This is a genomic window from Corynebacterium sp. HMSC072A02, assembly GCF_001810085.1.
Classification (GTDB): Bacteria; Actinomycetota; Actinomycetes; order Mycobacteriales; family Mycobacteriaceae; genus Corynebacterium; species Corynebacterium hesseae.
Map to the genome: position 1 here is coordinate 72,178 of NZ_KV799847.1, position 26,336 is coordinate 98,513.

21 protein-coding genes and 1 pseudogene are annotated in these 26,336 nt (G+C 62.6%); 17 read left to right on the forward strand and 5 right to left on the reverse strand.

Annotated elements, in window-relative coordinates; translation table 11 throughout:
- The first annotated feature begins 96 nt into the window (after positions 1–96).
- The 11 genes and pseudogenes from HMPREF2698_RS05555 (at position 97) to HMPREF2698_RS05605 (ending at position 13,115) form a co-directional block, all read left to right on the forward strand.
- The gene (locus HMPREF2698_RS05555; RefSeq protein WP_070562759.1) at positions 97–3,078 is read left to right on the forward strand and encodes a DUF4040 family protein; all 2,982 of its coding nucleotides are present in this window, start codon (positions 97–99) and stop codon (positions 3,076–3,078) included.
- On the forward strand, positions 3,075–3,512 hold the full coding sequence (locus tag HMPREF2698_RS05560; protein WP_070519992.1) for a sodium:proton antiporter: 438 nt from the start codon (positions 3,075–3,077) through the stop codon (positions 3,510–3,512). The genes HMPREF2698_RS05555 and HMPREF2698_RS05560 overlap by 4 nt, the downstream gene beginning before the upstream one ends.
- Positions 3,513–5,054 (forward strand): monovalent cation/H+ antiporter subunit D family protein, encoded by a 1,542-nt coding sequence (locus HMPREF2698_RS05565; RefSeq protein WP_070519994.1) that lies wholly within the window; start codon positions 3,513–3,515, stop codon positions 5,052–5,054.
- Positions 5,055–5,609, forward strand: coding sequence for a monovalent cation/H+ antiporter subunit E (locus HMPREF2698_RS05570; RefSeq protein ID WP_070519997.1), 555 nt, complete (start codon positions 5,055–5,057; stop codon positions 5,607–5,609).
- A gap of 14 nt (positions 5,610–5,623) precedes the next feature.
- Positions 5,624–5,896, forward strand: coding sequence for a cation:proton antiporter (locus HMPREF2698_RS05575; RefSeq protein ID WP_029158995.1), 273 nt, complete (start codon positions 5,624–5,626; stop codon positions 5,894–5,896).
- 4 nt (positions 5,897–5,900) lie between these two features.
- Positions 5,901–6,269 (forward strand): Na+/H+ antiporter subunit G, encoded by a 369-nt coding sequence (locus HMPREF2698_RS05580; protein WP_070519999.1) that lies wholly within the window; start codon positions 5,901–5,903, stop codon positions 6,267–6,269.
- A gap of 157 nt (positions 6,270–6,426) precedes the next feature.
- A pseudogene (locus HMPREF2698_RS05585) lies at positions 6,427–7,811 on the forward strand (ammonium transporter).
- A gap of 3 nt (positions 7,812–7,814) precedes the next feature.
- Complete coding sequence (locus tag HMPREF2698_RS05590) at positions 7,815–8,153, forward strand: P-II family nitrogen regulator (protein ID WP_070533220.1); 339 nt, start codon at positions 7,815–7,817, stop codon at positions 8,151–8,153.
- A gap of 3 nt (positions 8,154–8,156) precedes the next feature.
- Complete coding sequence (locus HMPREF2698_RS05595) at positions 8,157–10,256, forward strand: [protein-PII] uridylyltransferase (RefSeq protein ID WP_070562762.1); 2,100 nt, start codon at positions 8,157–8,159, stop codon at positions 10,254–10,256.
- A 49-nt stretch (positions 10,257–10,305) separates the two neighbouring features.
- Positions 10,306–11,910, forward strand: coding sequence for a signal recognition particle protein (gene ffh / locus HMPREF2698_RS05600; protein WP_070562765.1), 1,605 nt, complete (start codon positions 10,306–10,308; stop codon positions 11,908–11,910).
- Positions 11,911–12,008: 98 nt separating this feature from the next.
- Positions 12,009–13,115, forward strand: coding sequence for a TIGR04053 family radical SAM/SPASM domain-containing protein (locus HMPREF2698_RS05605; protein ID WP_083303808.1), 1,107 nt, complete (start codon positions 12,009–12,011; stop codon positions 13,113–13,115).
- 9 nt (positions 13,116–13,124) lie between these two features.
- On the opposite strand, the gene HMPREF2698_RS05610 is transcribed toward HMPREF2698_RS05605, so the two are convergent.
- Positions 13,125–15,386 (reverse strand): acyltransferase family protein, encoded by a 2,262-nt coding sequence (locus HMPREF2698_RS05610; protein ID WP_070562770.1) that lies wholly within the window; start codon positions 15,384–15,386, stop codon positions 13,125–13,127.
- Between the two features lie 294 nt (positions 15,387–15,680).
- Between HMPREF2698_RS05610 and rpsP the strand changes: the two genes are divergently transcribed.
- Positions 15,681–16,190, forward strand: coding sequence for a 30S ribosomal protein S16 (gene rpsP / locus HMPREF2698_RS05615; protein WP_070520013.1), 510 nt, complete (start codon positions 15,681–15,683; stop codon positions 16,188–16,190).
- Between the two features lie 43 nt (positions 16,191–16,233).
- On the opposite strand, the gene HMPREF2698_RS05620 is transcribed toward rpsP, so the two are convergent.
- Complete coding sequence (locus HMPREF2698_RS05620) at positions 16,234–16,902, reverse strand: TetR/AcrR family transcriptional regulator (RefSeq protein WP_070562773.1); 669 nt, start codon at positions 16,900–16,902, stop codon at positions 16,234–16,236.
- 23 nt (positions 16,903–16,925) lie between these two features.
- The gene (locus HMPREF2698_RS05625; protein WP_070562776.1) at positions 16,926–17,324 is read right to left on the reverse strand and encodes a cupin domain-containing protein; all 399 of its coding nucleotides are present in this window, start codon (positions 17,322–17,324) and stop codon (positions 16,926–16,928) included.
- Positions 17,325–17,357: 33 nt separating this feature from the next.
- Between HMPREF2698_RS05625 and rimM the strand changes: the two genes are divergently transcribed.
- The 4 genes from rimM to HMPREF2698_RS05645 are packed head-to-tail and all read left to right on the forward strand — an operon-like array spanning position 17,358 to position 21,411.
- Positions 17,358–17,858: a ribosome maturation factor RimM gene (gene rimM / locus HMPREF2698_RS05630; RefSeq protein ID WP_070533207.1), complete on the forward strand. Its 501-nt coding sequence runs from the start codon at positions 17,358–17,360 to the stop codon at positions 17,856–17,858.
- On the forward strand, positions 17,855–18,697 hold the full coding sequence (gene trmD, locus HMPREF2698_RS05635) for a tRNA (guanosine(37)-N1)-methyltransferase TrmD (RefSeq protein ID WP_070562779.1): 843 nt from the start codon (positions 17,855–17,857) through the stop codon (positions 18,695–18,697). The genes rimM and trmD overlap by 4 nt, the downstream gene beginning before the upstream one ends.
- Before the next feature lies 1 nt (position 18,698).
- Positions 18,699–19,067: a hypothetical protein gene (locus HMPREF2698_RS05640; protein ID WP_070533206.1), complete on the forward strand. Its 369-nt coding sequence runs from the start codon at positions 18,699–18,701 to the stop codon at positions 19,065–19,067.
- A gap of 40 nt (positions 19,068–19,107) precedes the next feature.
- Positions 19,108–21,411, forward strand: coding sequence for a Tex family protein (locus HMPREF2698_RS05645; protein ID WP_070562782.1), 2,304 nt, complete (start codon positions 19,108–19,110; stop codon positions 21,409–21,411).
- 184 nt (positions 21,412–21,595) lie between these two features.
- On the opposite strand, the gene HMPREF2698_RS05650 is transcribed toward HMPREF2698_RS05645, so the two are convergent.
- Complete coding sequence (locus tag HMPREF2698_RS05650) at positions 21,596–22,735, reverse strand: HNH endonuclease signature motif containing protein (protein WP_070562785.1); 1,140 nt, start codon at positions 22,733–22,735, stop codon at positions 21,596–21,598.
- 332 nt (positions 22,736–23,067) lie between these two features.
- On the opposite strand from HMPREF2698_RS05650, the gene HMPREF2698_RS05655 reads away from it, so the two are divergent.
- Complete coding sequence (locus HMPREF2698_RS05655; RefSeq protein WP_070562788.1) at positions 23,068–25,257, forward strand: YhgE/Pip domain-containing protein; 2,190 nt, start codon at positions 23,068–23,070, stop codon at positions 25,255–25,257.
- On the opposite strand, the gene HMPREF2698_RS05660 is transcribed toward HMPREF2698_RS05655, so the two are convergent.
- Positions 25,254–26,312 (reverse strand): ThiF family adenylyltransferase, encoded by a 1,059-nt coding sequence (locus HMPREF2698_RS05660; RefSeq protein WP_070562791.1) that lies wholly within the window; start codon positions 26,310–26,312, stop codon positions 25,254–25,256. The two genes, HMPREF2698_RS05655 and HMPREF2698_RS05660, sit on opposite strands and share 4 nt — an antisense overlap.
- Positions 26,313–26,336 lie beyond the last annotated feature (24 nt).

The window sequence follows — 26,336 nt, forward strand, 5'->3', positions numbered from 1 at the left end:
GTGCTTTGGGGGAGGTCACAATGGTAGTCTAGGACAGTCCTGTCTATGTGAGGCTGATTAAACAGCCCTAACAACGGTTCGTGAGGCTACTCTTTCGTGACACTCTTGTATGTCGTCCTCCTCGCAGCTGTCGCAGTGGCGCTAGCACCAGCAGCCGTCAAGGTTGCTGATCGCGCAGCCGGCTACCCGCTAGCCGGCATTTTTATTATCGCCGCGGCACTGTTAGCTAAAGAATTTCCGGCACTGGCCCGTGGCGAAGAACTGTCCTATTCCGTGACGTGGGTGCGTGATGTCATTGCACCTGGCGTCGACGTTAACCTCGCCTTCCGCGGCGATGCGTTGGGCGTTTTCTTTGCGATGTTGGCTCTCGTCATCGGCGCGGTGGTGTTCACCTACTCTGCGGCCTACCTGCCCAAGGGGAAAGGCAACGTCAGTTTTTATGTGCTGATGACGGCGTTTACACTGTCGATTCTCCTGCTCGTGCTGGCTAACGACGTCGTGGTGCTCTTCCTGGCTTGGGAGCTGGTATCGCTGGCGTCCTTCATGCTCATCGCACGCAGCGGTAAGTCCGGCGAGGCCGGTTCGCAGCGCACGCTGATCCTCACCTTCATCGGCGGCCTCACCTTGCTCTCGGGCGTGGCGATTGCCGCAACCGCAGCGGGGACGACGAACCTTGAGGGTATCCTCGCCTCCGACGTGTGGGCGGAACGCCCGGGCTTAACCACCGGAGTTGCCATTCTCATTGCAGCTTCGGCATTCACCAAGTCCGCGCAGTTCCCCTTCCACTTCTGGTTGCCTGAGGCCATGGCGGCTGCCACGCCGGTCTCGGCCTTCCTGCACGCGGCGGCCGTGGTCAAGGCCGGCGTGTACCTGTTGATTCGTTTCTCCACCATCTTCCACGACGTTGCGGCGTGGAACTGGCTGCTCATCGTCGCCGGTATGGGCACCGCCGTAATGTCTGCGGTCTTCGCCGTGCAGAAGACGGACCTGAAGAAACTGACTGCTTATTCCACCGTGTCCCACCTGGGATGGATCGTGGCCACGATTGGTGTGGGCACCCCCTTCGCCATCGCGGCGGCGCTCGTGCACACGCTGGCACACGCGCTGTTTAAGTCCTCCATCTTCATGCTCATTGGCGTGATTGACCATGAGGCTGGTTCACGTGATATCCGCCGCCTCGGCGTGCTGTGGAACAAGATGCCGTGGACCTTCGGCTCCATGCTCATCGGCGCTGCCTCCATGGCCGCGGTCCCGCCGCTCTTCGGCTTCGTGTCGAAGGAAGGCATGCTGACCGCTTTCGAGGACGCGCCCATCGGATCGGCCGGACAGGTGCTCTTGCTCATCGTTGCGGGCGTGGGTGCGTTCTTCACGTTTACCTACTCCGCCAAGATCATCTTTGGTGCTTTCTTCGACGGCCCGCGCGATATGTCGAAGGTCCACGAGGCGCCGGTGCGGTTGTGGCTGCCCGCGGCTCTTCCCGGCGTGATGTCGGTGCCGATCATCTTCGTCATGGGCGCGCTCGATGGGCCGCTTGATGACGTCGTGGCGGCCATCGGCATGGAGGGGCATTCTCACCTTGCTCTGTGGCACGGTCTCAACGTCCCGCTGTTTATTTCCGTCGTGGTGCTCATCGCTGGCGTCGTCGGTTTGTTCTTCCGCACGCCGCTGTGGACCGCGATGGAGGAGCGCCAACTGTTGCCGCGCACTGGTAACCAAATCCTCAAGTGGATTCAGGACGTGTGCGCAGCCTTCGGCCGCTTCGTCGGCCGCATGTCGGATACCCACAACCCGTCGAAGCTCATCCTGCCGATTGTCCTCCTCGTCATCATTCTTGCGGGCTCCACTCTGGTGTCGACGGGTGTCGACGGCGTGGCCTTGAACCCGCGCGTGGATGGCCTGGACAACCCGTGGGATCTGCTGCCGCTGGGCATCGTGGCGCTGTCGATGTTTGGTTTGGTTCGTACCCGCAACCGTCTTACGGGCGCGGTCATGATTGGTACCGCGGGTACCGGCGTGACCTTGCAGATGTTCCTGCTGGGTGCACCGGACGTTGCCTTGACTCAGTTCACGGTGGAGGCGCTGTCCGTCATCGTCATGATGATGGTCCTGCGCTACCTGCCGGAGAAATTCCACCCGGTACAGAACACCAACCGCAAGGTTGGCTCCATCGTGGTGGCGGTGCTCGCGGGTATCACCGCATTCCTTGGTGTGTGGGCGCTGATGGGCCGCCACGAGCGCTCCGACTTGTCCATGTGGTACCTCAATAACGCCCCGGACATCACTGGCGGAGATAACGTTGTGGCCACCATCATCGTGGAGTTCCGTGCACTCGATACCCTGGGTGAGCTGTCGGTGCTTGGCATGGCCGCCGTGGTGATTGCCGCGGTCACGTCGACGCTGCCTCGCTTCCCGTTCACCTCCGGTACGCGTCCGGCACCGTTCGGCCAGTCGCAGCTCAACTCGGTTCCGCTGCGCAAGGGAATTTCCATTGCCATCCCGATTCTGGTGGTCATGTCCTTCATCGTGTTCTACCGCGGCCACCAGGCTTCCGGCGGTGGCTTCCCGGCTGCTCTCATTATGGGCGCGGCCATTGGTCTGACGTATCTTTCTCGCGGCACCGATGAGATCGTCTTCGGCCGCATGACCCCAATTCACCTCACCGGCGTGGGCATCATCGTCGCACTGACGGCTGGATTCATCGGCTACATTCCGACTTCGCACGGCTCCGGTGGTTTCTTGACTGCCATCCACGGCCACGCCCTGGGGCAGCACTGGACCACGTCGCTCATCTTTGACCTGGGTATCTACCTGGCGGTCCTGGGCATGCTCACCATGGCCATCAACGCCTTGGGTGGCTACTTGCGCCCGGGTACTGAGCGGGACTTCCTGCCGTGGGTCCACGACGATGATTCGGCGCTGCCGAACACGCCGCGCGTGGTGATGGAGGACATCGATGATCCGTACCCTGAATCCATCAACCCATCCTCGGATCCACTGGCCTTGCTCAATGAATCCGAGGCGCGCCACCGCGCGTCTTCGCCCCACCACACTCCGGCTACAGAGGAGAAGAATTCATGATCCTCGCACTGACTATTGCACTGCTCATCGGTAGCGCTGTCTACCTCATCCAGCAGCGCGGCTTGGTCCACATCGTGTTGGGCATGATGGCCTTTGGCCACGGCGCCAACCTCATGCTCTTGGCCACCGGCGTGTACTCCTACCGCGGAGAGTCCTTCCCGTCGCAGGTCCCGGCGGACCAGATGGCGGATCCGCTGCCGCAGGCATTCGTTCTGACCGCCGTGGTGATCTCCATGGCCACCTCCACGATTCTGCTGACCATGGCGGCGATGGGCGCCAACGATGACACGGATGTTGTCGAACCGGTGGATGACAACACCATTGACCACGCCTTCTCCACGCTGGGCCGCGATACCCAAAACCGGGAGATTCTGCAGCGTTCGGCCAACAAGATGGACCGTCTGAAGGAACTTGACCACGAGGGGGAGAAGTAAATGTATGACACTGTAAGCGCTCTTCTTCCGCTCTTCCCAGCGGTTCCACTGGTATCGGCGGCGCTGGCGCTGCTCGCGCCGTGGCACCGCGTGCGCGATGCCATCATGCTCATCGTCCCGGGTGTGGGCATCTTCGCCTCCTTCGCGCTGCTGCTCTACACCATGAACAATGGCGTGGTGGCGCACACGGTGGGCAATTACGTGGGCAACGCGGGTATCGCCTTTGCTGCCGACACCTTCTCGGCTCTCATGCTCATCACGACGATGATCGTGGCCTTCGGCGCCAACTGGTTCGCCATCGTTGGCGGTGAGACCAAGTCACGCTATTACCCGTCGCTGACCCTTATCCTGATCACCGGCGTGTGCGGCGCTCTGCTCACCGCTGACCTCTTTAACTTCTTCGTGTTCATTGAGGTCATGTTGCTGCCGTCCTACGGCCTCATCACGATGTCGGGCACGTGGTCGCGCTTGGCCGCAGGCCGCGCTTTCGTGCTGGTTAACCTGTTCGCCTCCACGCTGCTTGTGGTCGGCGTGGGCTATATCTATTCGGTTACGGGCGTGGTCAACTTGGCAGCGCTGACGGGTGCTGCCGCCGGCAACGGTCCGGTGACGGTGGCCTCCGGCATCATCGTTATCGCCATCGCCGCGAAGGCCGGTGTGTTCCCCGTGCAGTCGTGGCTGCCGCGCACCTACCCGGGTACGTCGGCTGCCGTCATGGGCCTGTTCTCTGGCCTGCACACCAAGGTCGCGGTGTACATGCTCTACCGCCTGTGGGTGCAGCTCTTTGATATGGACCAGCGGTGGGGGACACTCATCATCGTCATCATGATCATCTCCATGCTGGTTGGTGCTTTCGGCGGCTTGGCTGAAAACTCCATCCGCCGCGTGCTGGGATACCAGATGCTCAACGGTATGCCCTTCATCCTCGTGATGATGGCCTTCACTACCCACGATGCGCAGCGCGCGTTGGCTGCCGGTATTCTCTACACGATTCACCACATGCTCACGGTGGGCTCCCTCATCCTGGCCTCCGGTGCCATCGAGGAGACGTACGGTACGGGCAGGCTCAACAAGCTTTCTGGCTTGGCGCGCCGTGATCCGATTATCGCGTGGATCTTCGCCGCCGGTGCCTTCTCCGTCGTGGGCTTCCCGCCTTTCTCCGGTATGTGGGGCAAGGTCCTCATCGTCGCGGAAATCGCCCGTACCGGCGGGGGATGGGCCTGGACCGTTATCGCGGTGATTATCATCGCCTCCTTCGCAGCGTTCCTGGCCATGTTGCGCGTGTGGCGCCGCGTCTTCTGGGGCAAGGACCTGCCCAAGGAGAAGGTGCCCGATGAACTTGTGATTCGCAAGAAGCTGATGGCTCCCTCGGCGGCGTTGATCTTGGGCTCGCTGACCATGTTCATCCTGTCCGGGCCGGTCATCAGTGTCACCATGGAGGCATCGGAGGATTTGTTGGACACGGAGGCCTACGCACACGCAGTGCTTGGCGACGACCCCGTAGCCCTACCCGATATCGACTCCCTTCAGGAGGGCCGTTAAATGAAGAGTGCTGTGCATGCAGTTGTCTACGCGCTGTGGCTCATTAAAGAGATCTTCGTCGCGGGCTTTTCGCTCGCCATGGAATCCTTCAAGCCGCATAACAACTATCGCCCAGTGGTGCTTCGGTACCCCTTGCGTGTGACGAGCGCCTGGGAGATCTTCTGGTTCACCTCGTCCATTACCGCAACGCCGGGCACCTTGTCGTTGGGTTTGCGCGAGCCGGTTGCCGAAGGCCTTCCGCGCATCGTGCTGGTTCAAGCCGTGATGGGCGATGACCCGGCCAGCGTCATGGCGGACCTCGCGGACATGGAGGAGCGCCTCGCACCACGAGTGAAGGGCATCGATTATGGCGTGCCTGGCCAGGGACCGACGGAGGAGCTCGCCCCAACGTTCTACGAGTATCCGCTGGATACGCTGGGCCGTCATATGCGCGCCCCCGATATCGCGAAGGCGGACGATACCCCGTTGGCGGCGAACGACGTGGAGAAGTATTCCGTGTGGCCGCTGCGTCAGGTCGTGCCGGGCAAGGACGCCCGAAAGGATGATAAGAAGTGATTGATTTTTCCTCGATGAGCGCCTTTCAATGGGTTGTCTTTGTCTGTGTGTTCCTCATTGGCGCATCGGTGTGCTCAGCGTTGGTGCTGGCGTTGCGCTCCCGCGATGAGCTCACCCGCACCGTGATGAGTGACATGGTCTTCTACGGCATGATGTGCATGTACTTTGCATGGGCCATGACCAATCACGCGTCCATCGTCTACGACATCGCGATGCTCGCGGGCATCGCGGCCGGCGTGCTGCCGACGTTGTCGATGGCGCGCATCATCTCGAAGGGCAGGAGGTAAAACCATGACTATCGCGGAGATTATTGCTTCGGTTTTGCTGGTTGTGGCCACGGTCCTGGTTATCGCGACGGCCATCGCTTTGTGGCGCGCGCCCGATGCTCTGACTCGAGTCAACCTACTGGGGCCGACGGTCGGGTTGGCCGTTCCTCTTCTGCTCGTGGCGAAGCTGGTCGTTGACTTTGCCGAGAACGGGTTCTCGCTGTGGTCGCTGGTCCGTGTCCTCATTGCTTGTTTCGGCGTGTGGATCATCGGTTCGGTGGGCTCTTTTTACATGGGCCGTTCCATCTACGGCGTGACCGTCACGGATGTGAAGTACGCCAAACGTATGCGCCAGCAAGCGCAGACCGTGGAAGCGTCCGAGGAGGAAATCTAGGGCGCACGTTGAAGTGAGCGGCGAGGGCAACAATGTTCTCGCCGCTTTTTTGGATCCCAAATGTGATCTAGGACTCATCCTTCTTCCTAAATCTATAGGCCTACAGGTATTTTGAGAACTGTATCTATCAATCTATAGAAAAGAGGTTAGTTGAAGTATGACTCCTGATGCATTCTCTTCCGGTGATGCAGCGTGGCTGCTGGTCAGCGCATCATTGGTGTTGCTCATGACCCCGGGATTGGCGTTGTTTTATGGTGGAATGGCGGGCAATCGCCATGTCCTTAACATGATGATGATGTCCTTCGGCGCGCTCGCGCTTGTGCCTGTGCTCTATGTCTTGTGGGGCTGGTCCATGTCCTATGCGGAAGCTCTTTTGCAGGTATCGTGGGCAACCCGTTTGAAGCGTGGGGCTTGCGTGGCCAGATTGCAGGACCTTCCAACGAGTATCTCCTTGGTAGTTCTGGTTACCCCGCCGTCATCGATATCGGCTTCCAAGCCACCTTCGCCATTATTTCGACGGCTATTATCTCCGGTGCCATCGCCGGCCGCGTGAAGTTTTCGGCCTGGTTAACCTTCGTGGGTATCTGGGTAACCTTCGCCTACTTCCCGCTCGCCCACATGGTGTGGGGCGGGGGAATTCTCTCCCACGCCCCGCGCTCGCTCGCGGCGTGGCTCTTCGGTGTCTCGAAAGGTGAGGCGCTCATCGCTCCCATCGACTTCGCGGGCGGTACCGTCGTGCACATTTCTGCCGGCGCAGCTGCCCTAGTTCTGGCCATCGTCGTGGGCCCGCGCGCGGGCTTCCCGAAGCACGTCGATAGGCCGCACAACCTCCCGATGGTGATGCTCGGCGCCGCGTTGCTGTGGTTCGGCTGGTTCGGTTTCAATGGCGGTTCTGCCTTCGCTGCGGATGGCCTTGCAGGTGTGGCGTGGTTGAATACCACCGTTGCTGCGGCCGCCGCGATGCTCGGCTGGATGTTGGTGGAGCGAATCCGTGACCGTGCCGCCACTTCACTCGGCGCTGCATCCGGAGCTATCGCAGGCCTCGTCGCCATCACCCCGGCGGCAGGAACACTGAATCCGCTCGGTTCCATCGCCCTCGGCTTCCTCGGCGGGATTATCGCCTGCCTGTGCATCAGCCTGAAGTACCGCTGGGGCTTCGATGATTCCTTGGACGTCGTCGGCGTGCACCTGTGCGCAGGACTGTGGGGCACGATTGGCCTAGCCTTCTTCGCTACGGATAACGGCATCCTCACCGGTCACTTCACTGAAGGGCTCAAGCTGCTCGTCGTTCAAACGCTGATTGCGGTTGTGGCGATGCTGGTGTCGGGGCTCGTCACCTTGCTTGCGGCGCTCCTCATCCGCGCCACCATGGGCTGGCGAATCGAGGATGAAGCGCAGGGCATCGACCTGGGCGAGCACCGCGAGACCGCATATGATTTCCGCGAATCCGTGGCGTCGCACCGCCGCCACGCCCACGACGCTAGGATTAGTCCTGCACCAACCGTCCAGCCGCGGGTCGACACCGCCGGAGCTAAGGAGTAACAGATGAAGCTCATCACTGCCATCGTCAAACCGTTCACGCTGCCGGATATTCGCGAGGCCCTCGAACAGCACGACGTGCATGGCCTGACGGTGACCGAGACCCAAGGATTCGGTCAGCAGCGCGGCCACAGTGAGGTCTACCGTGGCGCCGAGTACGCCACCGATTTCGTTCCCAAGGTCAAGCTCGAGGTGGTGACCTCTGACGAACAGGTGGAGGACATCGTATCCACCATCGTCGACGCCGCCTACACCGGCAAAATCGGTGACGGCAAGATCTGGATCACTCCTGTTGAGGACGTCATCCGCGTGCGCACCGGCGAGCGCGGCGAGGCGGCCCTGTAACACGTGACTACGGCCGCTCAACTGCGTGAGGACGCTTATGCTGCGGCGATGCACCTCACGCAGTCCCTGCAGCTCCCGCCCGGCTGCGCGCTTGCAGCCACCGGTTCCTTCGCGCGCCGCGCGATGACCCCATTTTCCGATCTCGACCTCATCCTCCTTCACCCGGATGACACGGAGCTGCCCGAGGAGGTCGTTTCCGAGGTCTGGTATCCCATCTGGGACGCCAAGTATCGGCTCGATTATGCGGTGCGCACCCCGCGCGAATTCGGCGCCATCGCCGGTTCCGATCCCGCCGCCGGCTTCGCGCAACTGGATCTGGCCTTCGTTGCCGGAGACAAGCAGCTGGTGGATTCCACCCGCGCCCAGGTCTATGCCTCGTGGCGCCGCCTGTTGCAGAGCAATTTCGATGCCTTCGTTGATCTCGCCATTGCGCGCTGGCGCCGTTCCGGCACCTTGGCCACGATGACCCACCCGGATATCAAGAATGGGCGCGGTGGTCTGCGCGATATCCAATTCCTCCGGGCCCTCGCCCTAGGAAACCTCGCGGACGCCCCAGCGCTCGAGGAGGAGCAGGCCCTGCTTCTCGACGTCCGCACGCTCCTCCACGTCACCGCCCGCCGCCACCGCGACATCCTCGACCCAGAATTCGCCGCGGAGATCGCACACGAACTGGGCTTTGCCGACCGTTATGAATTATCAGCGGCCGTCGTCACCGCCGCCGCGGCGGTGGATAGGGCCGTCGAGAGGGCGCTCGCGACGGCTAGGGGAGTGGTGGCCAAGCGCAGCCACAACCGCACCCGCAAGCCACTCGACATCGGTGTCGTGGATGTGGGCGGCGAAATCCGGCTCGCCCGCACCGCAGACCTCGACGAGCCGTGGCTGCTCCTGCGCGTCGCCGCCGCTGCGGCCCGTTCCGGCAGGAGCGTGCCCGCCCACGTTTGGGAACAACTACGCGAGCTGCCAGACCTCCCGCAGCGCTGGCCCGCGGGAGCAACGGATGCCTTCTTCAGCCTGTTGTCCTCGCCGCTCAATACCCCGCGCCTTATCCAAGAGATGGACGCCCATGGTTTGTGGGAGCGAGTTGTTCCGGAGTGGGAGCACATCCGCGGAATGCTGCCTCGGGAGCGCACGCACTCTCATACCGTGGACTATCACTCCATCCTTACCGTCGCTCGGTGCGCCGAAGCCCGCACCTCCGTAGCGAGGCCCGATCTGCTGCTCTTGGTGGGGCTCTACCACGACATTGGCAAAGGTTACGGACGCCCGCACGAGCTGGTGGGGGCGGAGATGGTGGCGCGCGCTGCCGCCAAGCTCGGCCTCGACCTGGCGGATCGCTCCCGCGTGCAAACCGTGGTGGCCGAGCACACGACTCTGGCGCGCATCGTCTCCCGCACGGACCCTTACTCCGACGAAGCCCGCGATGAGCTTCTCGAAGCCGTGCGTTATGACTACCTGACCCTGGCGCTCCTCGTCGTGCTCGCCCGCACCGATGCCGAATCCACCGGCCCAGGCGTGTGGAACCGCAGGCTCGAGAATGGAATCGAGGCGGTCAGCGCCCGCGCTTTTGCGCAGCTGGAGGCCCTGAGTCCGGTGCGGCCGCTGGTGGCCGTTGACCGCGACATCGGCCTGCGCCACAACCCGGAGGATGATAGCTTCACCGTCCTGTGGCGCGGCGGCTACCAGCGGGAGGCTGTGCGTCCACTAGCGCTTATCGCTGCCTTGGGATGGAACATCCTGTCCTCGCGCTTGGTGCGCACGGAGGAGGGCTACGCCGGCGAGTTCGATATCCGCGCGCTCCACGGCGCCATCGATCTCGCGACGGTGGAGGAGCGCTTGGTGCAGTCTTATAAGTCCGGAACCTATACCGTGCTGCCCGATTTCGTACCGGGACCTGCAACCGCCATGTGGACCAGAGGCGTCTTCGAGCTCAGAATCGATGACTACCCGGGTACCCTTGGACACGTGCTCGCGCTGCTTCCGGAGTGCGAGTGGCTATCCACCACCACACCGGGCGCCACGATGGTGCTTCACGCCGTGCCGCTTGGCGACGTCCCCCGTGCCACCCTCGTCCGGAATGTGACCCAAGCACTGGTCAACGGCTAAGCTGGGGAAGTTATAAATTTATCCACGATAGTTGAGGGAGCACTCTAACGTGTTTGAGTCTTTGTCTGACCGCTTGCAATCAGCCCTGTCCGGCCTGCGCGGCAAGGGCAAGCTGACCGAGGCGGACATCAACGCCACAGCGCGCGAAATCCGCCTTGCGTTGCTGGAGGCGGACGTCTCGCTCAACGTCGTGCGCGGCTTCATCAAGCGCATCAAGGAGCGCGCCGCCGGCGCCGAAGTTTCTGAGGCACTGAACCCGGCGCAGCAGGTAGTCAAGATCGTCAACGAGGAACTCATCGAGATCCTCGGCGGCGAGACCCGCCGCCTGAACCTAGCCAAGAATCCGCCGACGGTCATCATGCTCGCCGGCCTCCAAGGTGCTGGTAAGACCACCTTGGCGGGCAAGCTGTCCAAGCACCTGGCTTCCAAGGGGCACACCCCGATGCTGGTGGCCTGTGACCTCCAGCGCCCGGGTGCGGTGCAGCAGCTGCAGATCGTCGGCGAGCGCGCCGGGGTCGATGTCTACGCTCCGGATCCGGGCACCTCCCTGGATTCCCACGAGCATGAGATGGGTACCTCGCACGGGGATCCGGTGGACGTCTCCAAGCGCGGCATTGAGGAAGCCAAGCGCACCCAGCACGACATCGTCATCATCGATACCGCCGGCCGCCTCGGCATCGACGAAACCCTGATGACGCAGGCCCGCAATATCCGCGACGCCGTCAACCCGGACGAAGTCCTCTTCGTCATTGACTCCATGATCGGCCAGGATGCCGTGCAGACTGCCGAGGCCTTCCGCGACGGCGTCGACTTCACCGGCGTCGTTCTGACCAAGCTGGACGGCGACGCCCGCGGTGGTGCAGCCCTGTCCATCCGTGAGGTGACCGGCAAGCCCATCATGTTCGCCTCCACCGGTGAGAAGCTCGATGACTTCGATGTCTTCCACCCGGAGCGCATGTCCTCGCGCATCCTGGGCATGGGTGACCTGCTGACGCTTATCGAGCAGGCGGAGTCCAAGCTGGATCAGTCCAAGGCGGAGGAAGCCGCCAAGAAGATGGGCTCCGGCGAGATGACGCTCAATGACTTCTTGGACATGATGCTCATGGTCCGCAACCTGGGGCCGATGGGCAACCTGCTCAAGATGATGCCGGGCGGTAACAAGATGAACCAGATCGCCGACATGGTCGACGAGAAGCAGCTCGACCGCATCCAGGCCATCATCCGCGGTATGACCCCGGAGGAGCGCGAGAACCCGAAGATTCTCAACGCTTCGCGCCGCAAGCGTATTGCGCTGGGCTCTGGTGTAGCTGTCTCTGACGTCAACCAGCTCATCGAGCGTTTTACCGAAGCCAAGAAGATGATGTCCCAGATGGCCGGCCGTTTCGGCATGCCGGGCATGGGCGGCGGGCGCTCGGCTACCAAGAAAAAGCCGAAGGGCCGCAAGGGCAAGAACGGCAAGCGCAAGCCGCCGAAGCGTCGCGGTGGCGGCGGCATGCCAGGCATGGGCGGCGGTATGCCGTCGATGCAGGAGCTGCAGAAGATGCAGGAGCAGCTCGGCGGCGGCATGCCCGGGCTAGGCGATATCAAGATGCCGAAGGGCATGGAGAATATCGACCTCAACAACCTGGACTTTGGCCAAGGCAAGAAGAAGTAGGCGATTACCCACGCGACATTTTGTCCGACTAAAGTTGGATAAAACTGTTCTCGCGTGGAAAGGTCCTCACTGTGAAGGCCAGCCCTGTGGTGCGCCAGATGCGCCACGACATCACTACCAAACCGTTCATCGCCATCTGGGAGGTCACCCGTGCCTGCCAGCTGGTGTGCCAGCACTGCCGGGCCGACGCCCAGCACGACCCCGCACCGGGCCAGCTCACTACCGCCGAAGGCAAGGCGCTGCTGGATTCCCTGGCCAGCTACGACAAGCCACGCCCGCTCGTGGTGCTCACGGGAGGGGATCCGTTTGAGCGCGGCGATCTGGAAGAGCTCACCGCCTACGGCACGTCCCTGGGACTCAACGTGTCGCTTTCGCCGTCGGTCACGCCCCGTTTGACGCGCGAGCGCCTCGAGGGCCTGCGCGCGGCGGGAGGGTCCGCGCTGTCGCTGTCTCTCGACGGCGCGAGCGCTGCAACCCACGACTACTTCCGCGGCTTCTCCGGCATCTTCGACCGCACGATTGAGATGGCCAGCGTGGTCACCGACGTGGGCTTCCGCCTCCAAATCAACTCCACCATCACGAAGAACAACGTCCATGAGGCCCCGCAGCTGTTGGCGCGGGTTATCGAGATGGGTGCCAAGCTCTGGAGCGTGTTCTTCCTCGTACCCACCGGCCGCGGTACGGGCTTGGAGGCGCTGACCCCGCAGGAGCGCGAGGACGCGATGCAGTGGCTGCACAGCGTGTCCACGCGGATTGCCATTAAGACCACGGAGGGGCCGCAATATCGGCGCATCGTCCTGCAAGCCCAGCGGGGAGAGAAGTACGAGGGCGGCGAACTGTACCGCTTCCTTACCGCGGAGACCGAGCGGATTTTGGGCCCCGATCCCCATACGCGCCGCCCGCGGCCGCCGATGGCCATCAACGCGGGTTCCGGCTTCGTCTTCATCGACCACGTGGGGGACGTCTACCCAAACGGCTTCCTGCCGCTGCACTGCGGCAACGTCAAGAGTCACCTACTGCCGGACATCTACGCCAACTCGCCAGTGTTTAAGAAGCTTAGGGATCCCAATGCGTGGAGCGGCAAGTGCTCCGTGTGTGAGTTTGCTTCTGTGTGTGGCGGCTCGCGGTCCACGGCTTTTGCCATGACGGGCGACCCGCTCGCGTCGGACCCCACCTGCGCCTACGTGCCCGAAGCCCTGCGCTAGCGGCGGCTACTAGATGGCCTCGCCCGCAGGGAAGGCAGGGTAGGGGACCGGGTTGGCGGGAGTCGGCGCCGCCGGGGTGGACGGTGCTGGGCCCGCCTTCGTCGTGGAGGTAGACGTGGCGGTTTCCGGGGGCTGCTGTTGGACGGTCTCGCCATTGAGGAACGGGGTGATCGCTTCACGGATGAGCGGGATGGCCGAATCCGCGAATGCCGTGGTGAAGTGGTGCATATCGCGATACACCATGATATTGCCGATGATGACCGGGCAATCGCCGTTGGCATCGCAGAACCACTTCGAGGTGTCTACGGCCAGCATGTTCTTGTACTGGGAGAGGACCTCTGCGCCCGGATCGTAGGGCGCATAAACCTCCTCGAAACGCATACCGCACCCGAGGGAATCCTGGGTGGCCACGTAACACTCATCAAACTGGCGGCCATTGCCGTGCTCGTCGAATCCCCACGGGTTATCGCGGAAGCCGAGGAAAGGAATATCGTGCTTGGCCAGCTCGTCCCAGAAAGCCTGATATCCCGGCGGGACGGCGTCCGGGCCGTGGCCCAAGGCCTGCCCGGGGCGCGTCGAATTCGACACCACGAGGGCTGGGTCCGCGTCGATGATGCGCTTGACCACTTCCTTGCTCCACTCGGCGCAGGATGGCTTGACGCTGAGCTCATCGCCCAACTCGATGGGGCAACCCACGCGGGTGAGCGGCACCAGCTTGAATCCCATCTCGCGGCCCAAGTGATCCAGGGCTGAGGAATACTGCTCCGCGTGCGAACCGCCCACCAAGTAGACCTCAACGTCGGAGTTGACGTCGCCGAAGACACACGGCGTTACGCCGTCCTTTTGCGTCTCGATGAAATAGTCCGACGGCTCCTGCTCTGGAATGAAGCACCAGTTATCGGCAACCGGTGGCTGGATGCCGCGCGCGAGAATCGGATCTGGCTTAATCTCCACGTTCTCAGGCGGGGTGATGTTCTCCACGAAGGTCGTTGCCCCAGGGTAGAGCTGCGGATCAAGAATCTCTTGGTTTGCCTCCTGGAGGCTGCGCTGCCACAGCGGCTGAACGGCCACGAGCGCAACGGTGCACGCCGCGACGACAACTCCACCGACGCCGCGGAGGGCACCAGTCCGGGTGCGGAGGTCGGCGAGGCCGCGGTGGACGGGGAGGTCGTCGGCAAGCGGGCGTTTGCGGTGCTGGCGCAGGGGCTTCTCGACGAATCTGTGCGTCACATCCGCCAAGCCCAGCGACACCGCGATGATGATGGCTCCGAGCCACCATGGAGGGGTTTCATAGCCGAGGGCGGCGGTGGAGATGATGAGGAGCGGCCAGTGCCACAGGTAGAGCGGGTAGGCGATATCACCGAGCCAACGGGAGGGACGAACCGTCAGCACCCGCGAGAGGGAACCACCGGAACCAATAATGATGAGCACCGCGCCGCCGATGGGCAGAAGCGACAGCGGGCCCGGGAAAGCCAAGCTGTCGGAGATGAGCATGCCGGTGCCAGCCAGGGCGGCTAGGCCGAGGGCGGTGGCGACGTTGGACAAATGTTGCGGCATCTTTAGGCGCGAGCCGTAGATGACGAGGACCGCGCCCAAGGTTAGCTCCCACGCGCGAGACCACGTGGAGTAGTAATTCTCAGGGGTCCCGTAGAGACCGTCGCGCGAGGCGTAGGCAAAAGAGGCGACGGTGATCACGAGGAGGATCGGGCCGGCGATAGAATTTACGGAGGGGAAGCGCTGCGCCTTAAGCCCCGACTTCTTCGGGCGCAACCGCATAAAAGCGGCCAGGCCCAGGGCAAAAAAGATGCCCATGAGATAGAACTGCCCCTGGACCGCCATGGACCACATGTGCTGCAGCGGCGACGTGGTTGCAGAGGCAGCAGCGTAGTCGGCGTTTTGCCGTGCTAGCTCCCAGTTTTGGTAGTAAAAGACTGTCGCCGTGATCTGCTTGGTGAGCTCGGTGTTCATGAGCTTCGGGGTAAATATCCGAACAAGCACATAGCTCACACCGATGACGAGCACGAGGGCAGGTGCCAACCTGCGCAGCGTGCGCCAGATGGGCCACCACGGGTTCAGGGAGGCGTTCGGCCGCGCGGCATAGCGCAGCTGCGAGCCCAGGAAGAAGTACCCGGACAGGAGGAGGAAGACATCGACGCCACCGGAAACACGACCGACGAAGACGTGGTATAAAACAACCAAAGCGATCGCGATGCCGCGGAGGCCATCGAGGTCGTAGCGGTAGCGGAATGTAGATGGGGCTTGTTTATTCATAAAAAGAGGTTTGTGTGGCAGCGAAATAACCGCATTACAGGCTACCCCTTTCGCGGGGTAAGGCCTAACCATGCAAGCGGTAGGGGGGATTTCCTATTTTGCGTGCGTACCGCTAAAATCATTGGGGTTGTCCATGTGCAGCATGGAGGACACCTAAAACTTCATTTCTGCGTAACGCCGGTACCGCCCACGGACGGCCGGCATGTCACGCGCAGGATAAATCCAAGGGTTGAACCGGCGCGCCACCAAGCGGCGCGTGTCTGAACTGCCCGGTGACTAGAAAAGGAGCCAATCATGGCCGTTAAGATCAAGCTGCAGCGTATGGGTAAGATCCGCAACGCTGAGTACCGCATCATTGTTGCTGATGCACGCACCCGCCGCTCCGGCAAGGCTATCGAGAACATCGGTATCTACCAGCCGAAGCAGGAGCCGTCCCTGATCCAGATCGATTCCGAGCGCGCTCAGTACTGGCTGGGTGTCGGCGCGCAGCCGACCGAGCCGGTTCTCGCACTGCTCAAGGTGACCGGTGACTGGCAGAAGTTCAAGGGCCTGCCGGGCGCAGAGGGCACCCTGAAGGTTGCTGAGCCGAAGCCGTCCAAGCTGGATCTCTTCAACGCCGCTCTGGCTGAGGCCAACAATGGTCCGACTATCGAGGCCATCACCGAGAAGAAGCGCAAGGCCAAGGAAGAGGCTGAGGCAAAGGCTGCCGCTGAGAAGGCTGCTGAGGAAGCCGCTGCCGCTGAGGCTGCAAAGGCAGAGGAAGAGGCTGCTGAGGCTGACTCCGCTGAGGAGTCCGCAGAGTAAACTACTCGCCTAACAGAAACTCCCCGCTGGTGCGGGGAGTTTTCTAGTTTTGCGGGGCGGCGGGGCGTGCTTCTAAGGGGTTCTCGAAATCCAAACCGCGGATAGCAGAAGCGATGACCGACTGCGCAATCCTTTCCATCGATTCTTCCGATACTGATGCCAAGTGGCCGCTCAAACACAACACCGTAAAGCCGTGTACCGTGGACCAGCCAGCAAGACAATTTTGCATCATGAATTGCCGGTTAGGCTCCTGCCCAATGTAGCGTGCGTACTGCTCCATGTAGTCATAGAAGTTGAACGTGGCCTGGACCCGCGGATCCTCTCCCGGCCCCTCGGCGGCCGCAGCCAGCGCACCAGGGATGTCAAAGCCGCTCGTGGCCATCATGCACTCAAAGAAGCTTTGCTCCTCCAAGGCATAGTGGTAGTAGGCAAAGCCAGCCGCCATCATCTTGTCGACAATGCTTCCCTCCGTGTCCTGGAAGGCAGCGCTGAGCTTGGTGATGAGTTCGAAGGTGGCGACGTCTGCGACGGCGTCGAGAAGCGCGGCCTGATCCTTGAAGTGGCGGTAGGCGGCGGTGGGGGAGACGCCGACCGCGCGCGTCGCCGCGCGAATCGTTACTGCCTCTGGTCCACCCTCCCGGCCGAGCTTGATGGCCTCCTGGAGGATCTCTTCATGCAAATTTCCATGGTGATACGGCTTTGAACTACTCACAATCTAAAAATAATACTAAAAGTCTAGACATTCACGCCAGTGTTTGGCGTCAACATTGTGAGCAGCATTAGCGCAGGTTGATCGCTGCAGGACACCGCATGTGGGACATACGCTGGAAGGTGTACGATGCGCCCGGGAACGAGCACGTGCTCTTCATCTCCGCAACTAAAAGTCACCGCGCCCTGTAGCACCTGGACGGTGATGGGGTGCGCGGCTTTGTGATCGGGCAGGACCTGCCCGGGCAAGAATGAAAAGAGGATGAGGTTCGCTCCGTCGGCACTGAGGGCTCGCTTAACGGCTGGTCTCGGGCGCGATGGGTTCGGCTTAGGGGCCTCATCGAGCAGATTCAGCGTTGTGAGGGCGGCACTGTTGTGGGAGGCGTCGCCAAAGGTGGTTGCATCATTGATGGGAAGCTCAGTCATGCCACTCCAGCGTAGCCCGTTAAGCTAGCAGTCATGGAACTACTCATTGGTCGCGTGGTGAAATCCCACGGCATTAAAGGCGAGGTCTCCGTCGAGGTGACCACCGATTCCCCCGAGACCCGTTTCGCCGTCGGCGAGGTTCTCCACGGCAAACAAGGCAAGAAGGAACACGAGCTCACCATCACGGCGGTGCGCGCTCATAAGGGGCGCCTGCTCATCACCTTCAAGGAAATCCCGGACCGCACGGCCGCAGATTCCCTGCGCGGCACCCAGTTCTTCGCCGAACCTTTGGATGATCCCGAGGATGACGGCTTCTATGACCACGAACTGGAAGGTCTGCGCGTTCTCCTCGATGGCAAAGAGGTAGGCGAGGTGACCGGCGTGACGCACGGTCCTACGCAGTCCCTTCTGGAAGTCACGCTCACCGATGGCAAAGAGGCGTTGGTCCCCTTCGTTGAGCAGATCGTGCCCGAAGTCGATCTGGAGGCCGGGACCTGCACCATCACCCCGCCGGAGGGGTTGCTCGACCTATGAGGATAGACGTTCTCACCATTTTTCCGGAGTACCTCGACCCGCTGCGCCACGCGCTGCTGGGCAAGGCCATCGAGCAGGGAAAGCTCGCGGTGGGGGTGCATGATCTGCGCCAGTGGGCCACCGACGTGCACAAATCCGTCGATGACTCACCCTACGGGGGCGGCCCAGGAATGGTCATGAAGCCTGAGGTGTGGGGGCCGGCGCTTGACGACGTCTCCTCCGGCACCGCCTCCACCCAGGACCTCCAAAGCGCGCTGCCGCACCTGAGCAAGCCGCGCCACGACGATATCCATGGCGTCGAGGCGCGCTCCTATGGTGAAAGCGAGGGTTCGGATAAGCCGCTGCTCATCGTGCCGACACCTGCCGGAACGCCCTTTACTCAGGCCGACGCGCAAGCCTGGTCTAACGAGGAACACATTGTCTTTGCGTGTGGGCGCTACGAGGGCATCGATCAGCGCGTCGTCGAGGATGCCGCGCAGCGCTACCGCGTGCGCGAGGTGTCCATCGGCGATTACGTGCTCATCGGCGGAGAGGTCGCCGTGCTGGTCATTGCTGAAGCGGTGGTGCGCCTCATCCCAGGCGTGTTGGGGAACCGGCGCTCGCACGAGGAGGACTCTTTCTCCGATGGCTTGCTGGAAGGTCCTAGCTACACCAAACCGCGAGAGTGGCGCGGCCTGGCAGTTCCGGATGTACTGACTTCCGGGGATCATGCCAAGGTGGACCGGTGGCGCCGCGAGCAGTCGCTGGCCCGGACGTGGAAGCGCCGCCCGGAGCTGCTGGACGCGGCGGACCTGAGCGATGCCGACCGCGCGTACGTGGAATCCTTGAAGGAGGAATGAGATGGACATCAGTACTGACTTGTCAATACTTATGACCGAAGCCGAATGGGACAAGGTTCTCAAAGATATGCCGCAGCGTTTGCGCGAAGGCGGCGTCGAGCCGCTCGATATCAACGCAGAGATCATCTCCTTTACCTGCGAGCCCGACAACATCCTGGTCAACGAGTACATGGATAAACACGGCCAGCCGCCGGTGGGTGAGCACGTGTGGAGGGTCATCGTCAACGGCTCCTCTGAGCTGCCGTTGACCAAAGTCACCGCGGCCGTCGCGGACTGCTTGCCGCCGCACACGCTGTGGTACGGCACCTCCGAAATCGGCCACACCGAGTTTGGGTTGGGTACTTCCTGCGCGTGGCAGGGCGGGGTATAGGGTAGGGAGGTCTTTTAGTCCCCGACCAAAAAGAGGTTTTGTGAATATCGCAGCCACCATCGCCGGAGAGCTGGGTGTTAAAGAAGCACACGTTGACGCCGCCCTGAAACTCATGGCGGAGGGCAATACCGTCCCGTTTATTGCCCGTTACCGCAAGGAAGCCACCGGCGGGCTGGATGACTCCCAGCTGCGTACCATCGAGGAACGCTCGACGTACCTGCGCGAGCTGGAAGAGCGCAAGGAAACGGTGCTCGCCGCGATTGAGGAACAGGGCAAGCTCACCGATGAGCTGCGCGCACTGATCCAGGGTTGCGAGACCAAGGCGCGCCTGGAGGATCTGTACCTGCCATACAAGAAGCGCCGCAAGACCAAGGCGGATATCGCGCGCGAGGCAGGACTGGAGCCGCTGACGGACAAGCTCATCGAGGACCCCTCGGCGGACCCGGCCGAGCTGGCGGGGGAGTATCTCACCGAAGGTTTCGAGGAAACGAAGAAGGCCCTCGATGGCGCCCGCGCCATTCTGGTGGACCGCTTCGCACTGGATGCGGATCTGGTGGGCGAGGTGCGCGAGCGCATGTACACCAGCGGTTCCATGAACGCCGGCGTGGTCGAGGGTAAGGAAACCGAGGGCGCGAAGTTCAAGGACTACTTCGAGTTCTCTGAGCCTTTCGAGAAGCTCCCCTCGCACCGCATTTTGGCGCTGCTGCGCGGCGAAAGCGAGGGCGTGCTGCACCTCAACCTCGACGCAGGCGATGACGCCATGTACGAGGGCATGATCGCAGACCGCTTCGACCTGGACGTGTCTACCTCCCGCTGGCTTGCCGACGCCGTCCACTGGGGCTGGCGCACCAAGCTTTCCATCTCTTCCGGTCTGGACGTGCGCATGCGCCTGAAAGAGAAGGCGGAGGAAGGCGCGCTCAAGGTCTTCGCGACAAACCTGCGCGACGTTCTTCTGGCCGCCCCGGCCGGCCAGCGCGCGACGCTGGGCCTGGACCCGGGCTACCGCAATGGCGTCAAGTGCGCGGTCGTTGACCCGACGGGCAAGGTGCTGGCCACCACGATTGTCTACCCGCACCAGCCGCAGCAGAAGTGGGCTGAGGCGGTGAGGGAGTTGGCGTCGCTAAGCGCTGCCCATTCGGTCGACCTCATGGCGATTGGCAACGGAACCGCATCGCGTGAGACGGAGAAGCTGGCGGGGGAGGTCGCCGACCTCATCGCGCAGGCCGGCGGTGCTCGCCCCACGCCGGTGGTGGTCTCCGAGGCTGGCGCGTCGGTGTATTCGGCCTCCCAGTTGGCGGCCGATGAATTCCCCGACATGGACGTTTCCCTACGTGGTGCGGTCTCGATCGCGCGCCGCCTCCAGGACCCGCTGGCGGAGCTGGTGAAGATTGACCCGAAGGCGATTGGCGTGGGGCAGTACCAGCACGACGTCAACCAGGTCGCGCTCGCCCGCACCCTCGATGGCGTGGTGGAAGATGCCGTCAACGGCGTCGGCGTGGACCTGAACACGGCGTCCGCCCCGCTGCTGGAGCGCGTGGCCGGAGTGAACTCCACGATTGCGGCCAACATCGTGGCATATCGCGATGAGAACGGCACGTTTGCCTCGCGCAAGGAGCTGAAGAAGGTGCCGCGCTTGGGGCCGAAGGCTTTTGAGCAGTCCGCGGGCTTCTTGCGCATCAATGGTGGCAAGGATCCGCTCGATGCTTCGGCAGTGCACCCGGAGGCCTACCCGGTGGTGGCGCGCATTGCGGAGAAGACCGGCCTCGAGGTCTCAGCGCTCATTGGTAATTCGCGCGTGTTGTCGAAGCTGTCGCCGGCGGACTTTGCTGACGATACCTTCGGTGTGCCGACGGTGACGGATATCATCGCGGAGCTGGATAAGCCGGGCCGCGACCCGCGTCCGGAGTTCAAGACGGCTACCTTCAAGGAAGGTGTGGACAAGGTCTCGGACTTGAAGCCGGGGATGATTCTGGAGGGCACCGTGACCAATGTTGCGGCCTTTGGTGCCTTCATCGACGTTGGCGTGCACCAAGACGGGCTTGTGCATGTGTCCGCGATGAGCCACAAGTTCGTCTCCGACCCGCACGATGTGGTCCGCTCGGGCCAGGTGGTGAAGGTGAAGGTTATGGAAGTCGACGTGGAGCGTCAGCGCATTGGCTTGTCGCTGCGGCTTGACGATGAACCCGGCCAGCCCGCTCCCAAGCGCCGCAACGGCGGTGGGCGTTCCGAGGGTCGCGGCGGCCGCTCCGACCGTCGCAACTCCCGCCGCGACGGTGGGCGTGGCCGCTCGGACCGCGGCGGCGGTGGTTCGATGGCCGATGCCCTCAAGAAGGCCGGCTTCTAACCGTTCAAACGGTTGGGGGTTTGTGAGTTTTTCGGCGGACTGTTCTGCGCGGACGGTGCATTGGACAAGTCTGTGGGATGAAGCGATCGCCGAAGGCGCGGAAGGCCTCATGAACGTTGAGGTTTCCGCGTGGCGCCGAGCTGAGTCCGGCGTGTGGACGTGCACGGCTAAGCTGCCGCGAAGATTATCCGGGCGGCGGCGCAATGCTGGGTGGCGATGGGTGTATGTCCGGCGGGTCAGGTGGTTGGCTTGGGGGAGCGCCCGTCGGGCTCGTGGCCTGTCGGTTCAAGGCCTCTTGGTAGGCCGGCTGCGCGGTAATCGGCGTTCCCCAGGGCGGGATGTAATCAACCGGTCCCTTCAGCCGAAAGACATAGCCTCTGCCGGTCGGGCTGGTGGGGTCATCGTCGTTAATGCCGTTGTGGTAAGCGCACAGCATGGTGAGGTTGGGCGGATTGGTTTCCCCGCCCGCTTGCCAGGGGACGATGTGGTGGACTTGGCAGTAATCGGCTGGCTTGTTGCAGTCTTCGATCGCGCAGGTGGGGTGCTCCGCGCTGGCCATGATGCGCTGCTCGAGGCTGGCAAAGCGCGAAAGCCGGTGCAGCCACACCGGGCCGATGGTGGGGTGGACCAGAGTGGCGTAGCCAGTCTCGGCGAATTTGTAGGTTAAAAACTCTGCGCCGCTCATGCGCCCGCCGTTGGTGAGTTCGAGCTCGATGTCGTCGCCGTCGTGGTGGATGATTTTGTCAAGCTCGTCGAGTGTTATCACGACGTTTGTTCCCACCGCCGGACGGGAGCCAACGCCCTCCTTGAAGAAGACCTGGCGGGTGGCGTCTAGGAGGTCGGTAGGGTTAATGGATTCCAGGGTGCTGCGCATGGTGGAGATGTTGAGCGCGGAATCAGTAACCGTAAGCGAGTATGGACCATTCTTGCGGTAAGTCAGCCGCACACCTGGCGACGGCACGCGTTTCGGTTTGAGTTCCTTCAAACGCTGCGCCGCCACTGAAGAAACCCGCTCTGAAGGCGTGGATGCGAGCGCAACGCGTAAATTCCAGACGTCAACCTGCTTCTTCAGCTTCGCGGTGTAAGACTCAATCAGGCTCAGCGTGGCCAGGTCGTGGCCTTGGCGTTGAGCCGCCTGGCGGGCTGTGCGCTGCCTACCTGTGAAGCGGGTATCGCCGAAATAGATGGCATGAAGCGACGCCAGCTCCGCCGCATCGCCGTGTGAGGCGCCCAGCGCGCGCAAGCTTTCGGGCGTGCTGGTTGCTGCTTCCACCAGCGCAATCCCCGAGTTGCGAAGGCGGATGTAGGTTTCAATATCCCCCATGTGCACAGAGAATAAAGCGGGTTAGCCCATCCCGCAACCGGAGAAGGAAACGCCCTGCCTACAGACAGTAAAGGACAGGGGCTTGCCGGGTGAAAGCCCGATTCGAATGCACTCGCTCGCCCGTCACAAGGGAGTGCGGGGTGATGTAATTCAGGTGGTGCGCAGCGCGGCACAACATGACGAATGGTTATAAGTTCACAATGCCAACTTATTCGGTGGTATGTTTGTTGAAACAAATGACCTAGTGGCCTCGCTCACGTTTGCGTGCCTAGCTTAAAAGGCTGGATAAACGAATAAAAGCGGACCTCAACCATCACGCTAAGGAGGCGGACATGAGCCGTGAGGCTGAATCCAACTGGGAAGTACGCGCGAATAGCGCTTCGCCCGGCCCGGTGAGTGAGGGGAGCGTGGCTACTCAAAACGCGGCAGGCCACGACAGCGAGGCCATGGGGTGGCACCGCGTCCTCGATTGGCGCCCCACCAGTACCTTGTCGCGCGTGCTCATCGTCTTTCTCCTCGTCGCACCCATCGTTATCGCCGGCACCATGATGTGGGCCATGTGGGACCCTTCCAAGTACATGCGCAACATTGACTTGGCGGTGGTGAATGAGGATGCGGGCGTCGAGAAGCAGGGCACCTACACCAACTACGGTGATCAGGTCGTGGAAGGCCTGATGGAGACGCAGTACCTGAACTTTGCCGAGGTCAACAAGGCGGACGGTGATGAGGGCCTGCTCAAGGGCAAGTACCTCATGGTCGTGACCATCCCGAAGAATTTCTCCGAGCAGGCCGTTACCATCATCAGCGATAAACCGGTCAAGCCGGAGATTCACTTCGCCACCAATGATTACTACGGCACGAATGGCTCGGTGATTTCCTCCAGCCTCATCCCGCAGGTGCAGACCAGCGTGGAGAACGCGATTTCCAAGAAATATGCCGATCAGGTCATCGAGGGGCTGAATAAACTCAGCGATGGCCTGGGAACCGCGGCTAAGGGCGCGGGCCGGCTCGACGAGGGCGCGGGCAAGCTGCAGGAAGGCGGCGGGCGCGCGGTCGAGGGAATTGCCAAGCTGGACGCCGGCGCGGGCGATCTCAACAACGGTACTGGTCAGCTGCTCGACGGCACGACCCGTCTCAACGAGGGCGTGGGGCGCTTGAGCGGCGGTGCCGCGCAGCTGGATGATGGCGCCGCCCAGCTTGCCGACGGCTCCGACAAACTGCTCGCCGGCACCGGCCGCCTGGCGGATGGCGCGGGCCAAATCGATGGGGGCGTCAACCAGCTCACCGGGATGCTCATCCCGCTGCTCAAACAGGCGCAAGCTGTGGCCCCGGCGTTGCTGCAGCTTGTCGACGTCCTCCGCGGTCTCGGCATGCACCAACAAGCCGATCAACTCTATTCCTTGGTCTCCAAGTTGGACCCAGCAGCCAGCGGAAACATGGTGGCGCAACTGGAGAAGCTCTCCGCCGGCACCGGCCAGCTCTACTACAACCTGTCCGATCCCAATTCGGAGTACCTGGGCGGCATGATGGCGCTCAATGACGGCGCGCACCGCTTGTCCGATGGATCGCAACAGTTGCGGGCAGGCGTCGGAGAGCTGAGCAACGGTGCCGTCCAGCTGCAGGACGGAGCATCCCGCCTGCATGAGGGAACCGGCACGTTGAAGGACGGCACGGGCCAGCTGGCTGCCGGCGGCACGGAGCTCAAGGACGGCATGGACCAGCTCAAGGCCGGCTCCAATGAATTGGCCACCAAGCTTGCCGACGGTGCCGCCAAAGCCCCCTCCATCACCCAGCCGGATACGTCGGCGCAGAACATGGCCGTGCCCATCAACTTCACCTCCTCTAACCTCCACCCAGTACAGACGGTGGTCAGCCCGGTTGACCCGACCGAGAAGAACATCACGGGCGGCGCCTCTTTGCTCTTCGTGCTGGTCTTCGGTTTCCTCGTCATGCTGCTCCTGGCGATGACGCTGCCGTATTACCTGGGCCGCCGCGGCGAGGCAGTTACGAGCCCGGTGCGCGGCATCCTCGCGGCCTTCGGCGTGGTGGCGGGCCTGAACTTCCTGGTCTTGGCGTTCATGGGGCTGATGTCCTCCACGATGGGCTGGAGCCCCGCCAGCTGGCCGATGATGCTGCTCGTCATCGCAGCGATTGCCGCCGTCGGTGCGGCGACCTACCAGTTCTTCCTCGTAACCTTTGGTCGCAAGATTGGTGCTGTCTTCGCAGTCGGTGCTTTTGCCTTAGGCGTCATGGTCTTCGGCGGCGTGTGGCCGGTGGCAGCTATTCCGCGGCCGCTGAGTTTGCTGCATCCTTTCCATCCGATGTCCTATGCAAAGAATGCCTTTACCCGCGCTACCGACGGCATCCACGATGGCACCTTCTGGGCGGGAATCGCGGTGCTGTTCATCGTGACCGCCCTGGCGTTGGTGGCCTCCTGCGTTATTTTCCGGGCCCGCCACCATGGCACCGCGCGCATCCTCGACGAGCACCTCTTCCGCAGGCCGGCGGTGGCCGGCGCCTAGAAATCGTGTGCTGCGAGCCCGCCGGGCAGGTTGCGCAGCTCGATGCCCATGTCCGCGGCGAGATCGGCGTAGCGCAGGACAAAGCCCGCGCTGCGCCCGCCGGAGGGGCAGGCCACGTAGACCAATTCGGAGCCGCAGGCTGATAGCGCTCGGCGCACGGAATCGTCATCGGTGACGGTGTGCCAGGGCAGCGACACCGTGGCACGAGGAAAGTTCGGGTCCTCGGAGATATCGAGGAGGGCAGCGCGGCCGGTAATAAGTTCCGGCGGCAGGGTGTGCCGGGCCGGTAGAGCAGTAACGAGGGGGCGGTCGGGATCGGCGCCCACCCGTAGTGTGCGGAAGCTACCGGGGAGCGCGTCGTAGGAGGTTACGCGCCCTACCATGTCCCGATGATCTGGGAGTGCGCCGAGCATGGCGACCGCCGCGGTGGCCATGAGCCCTGCGATCACCGATGTCGTCGCGCCCAGCACCCCGGCTGTCGAGCACTCGAGCGCCTCGCCGCTGGGCGGGGCGGGGAAGAGGTCGCGCAGGCCCACCCCGCGCCCATCTGCGCAGTCTCTCCCAGAGTGCCACAGCGCGGCTTGCCCGCCGTAGCGCAGCACGGTACCCCAGGCCAGCGGGGTAGAGGTGAGCTCGCAGGCATCGGCGACGAGGTATTTCGTGTCGAAGGTATCGGAGCCGTCGAGGACGAGGTCAGCCTCGGAACACAGGTCAAGAACGTTGGAGGAATCGAGGCGTTCCTTAAACGCGGTGATGGTGAGCTCGGGGGAAATCTCGCGGGCGCGCGCGGCGGCTACTTCCGCCTTGGGCTTGCCGACGTCCCCCGCACCAAACAGCACCTGCCTGTGCAGGTTGCTGATATCGATGCTATCGGAATCAATAAGAGTGATGCGCCCGATGCCTCCTGCGGCGAGCTGTTGGATAGCCGGGCAGCCCAGCCCGCCGGCGCCGACGACGAGCACGTGTGCGGCATGAAGCCGCTCCTGGGCCGCATCGCCGAAGCCGGGCAGGAGGCGTTGGCGCGCGGTCCGGGCGCGTTCGGTTTCGCTGAGCATGATGTCTGTCCTTTTAAGCAGTGG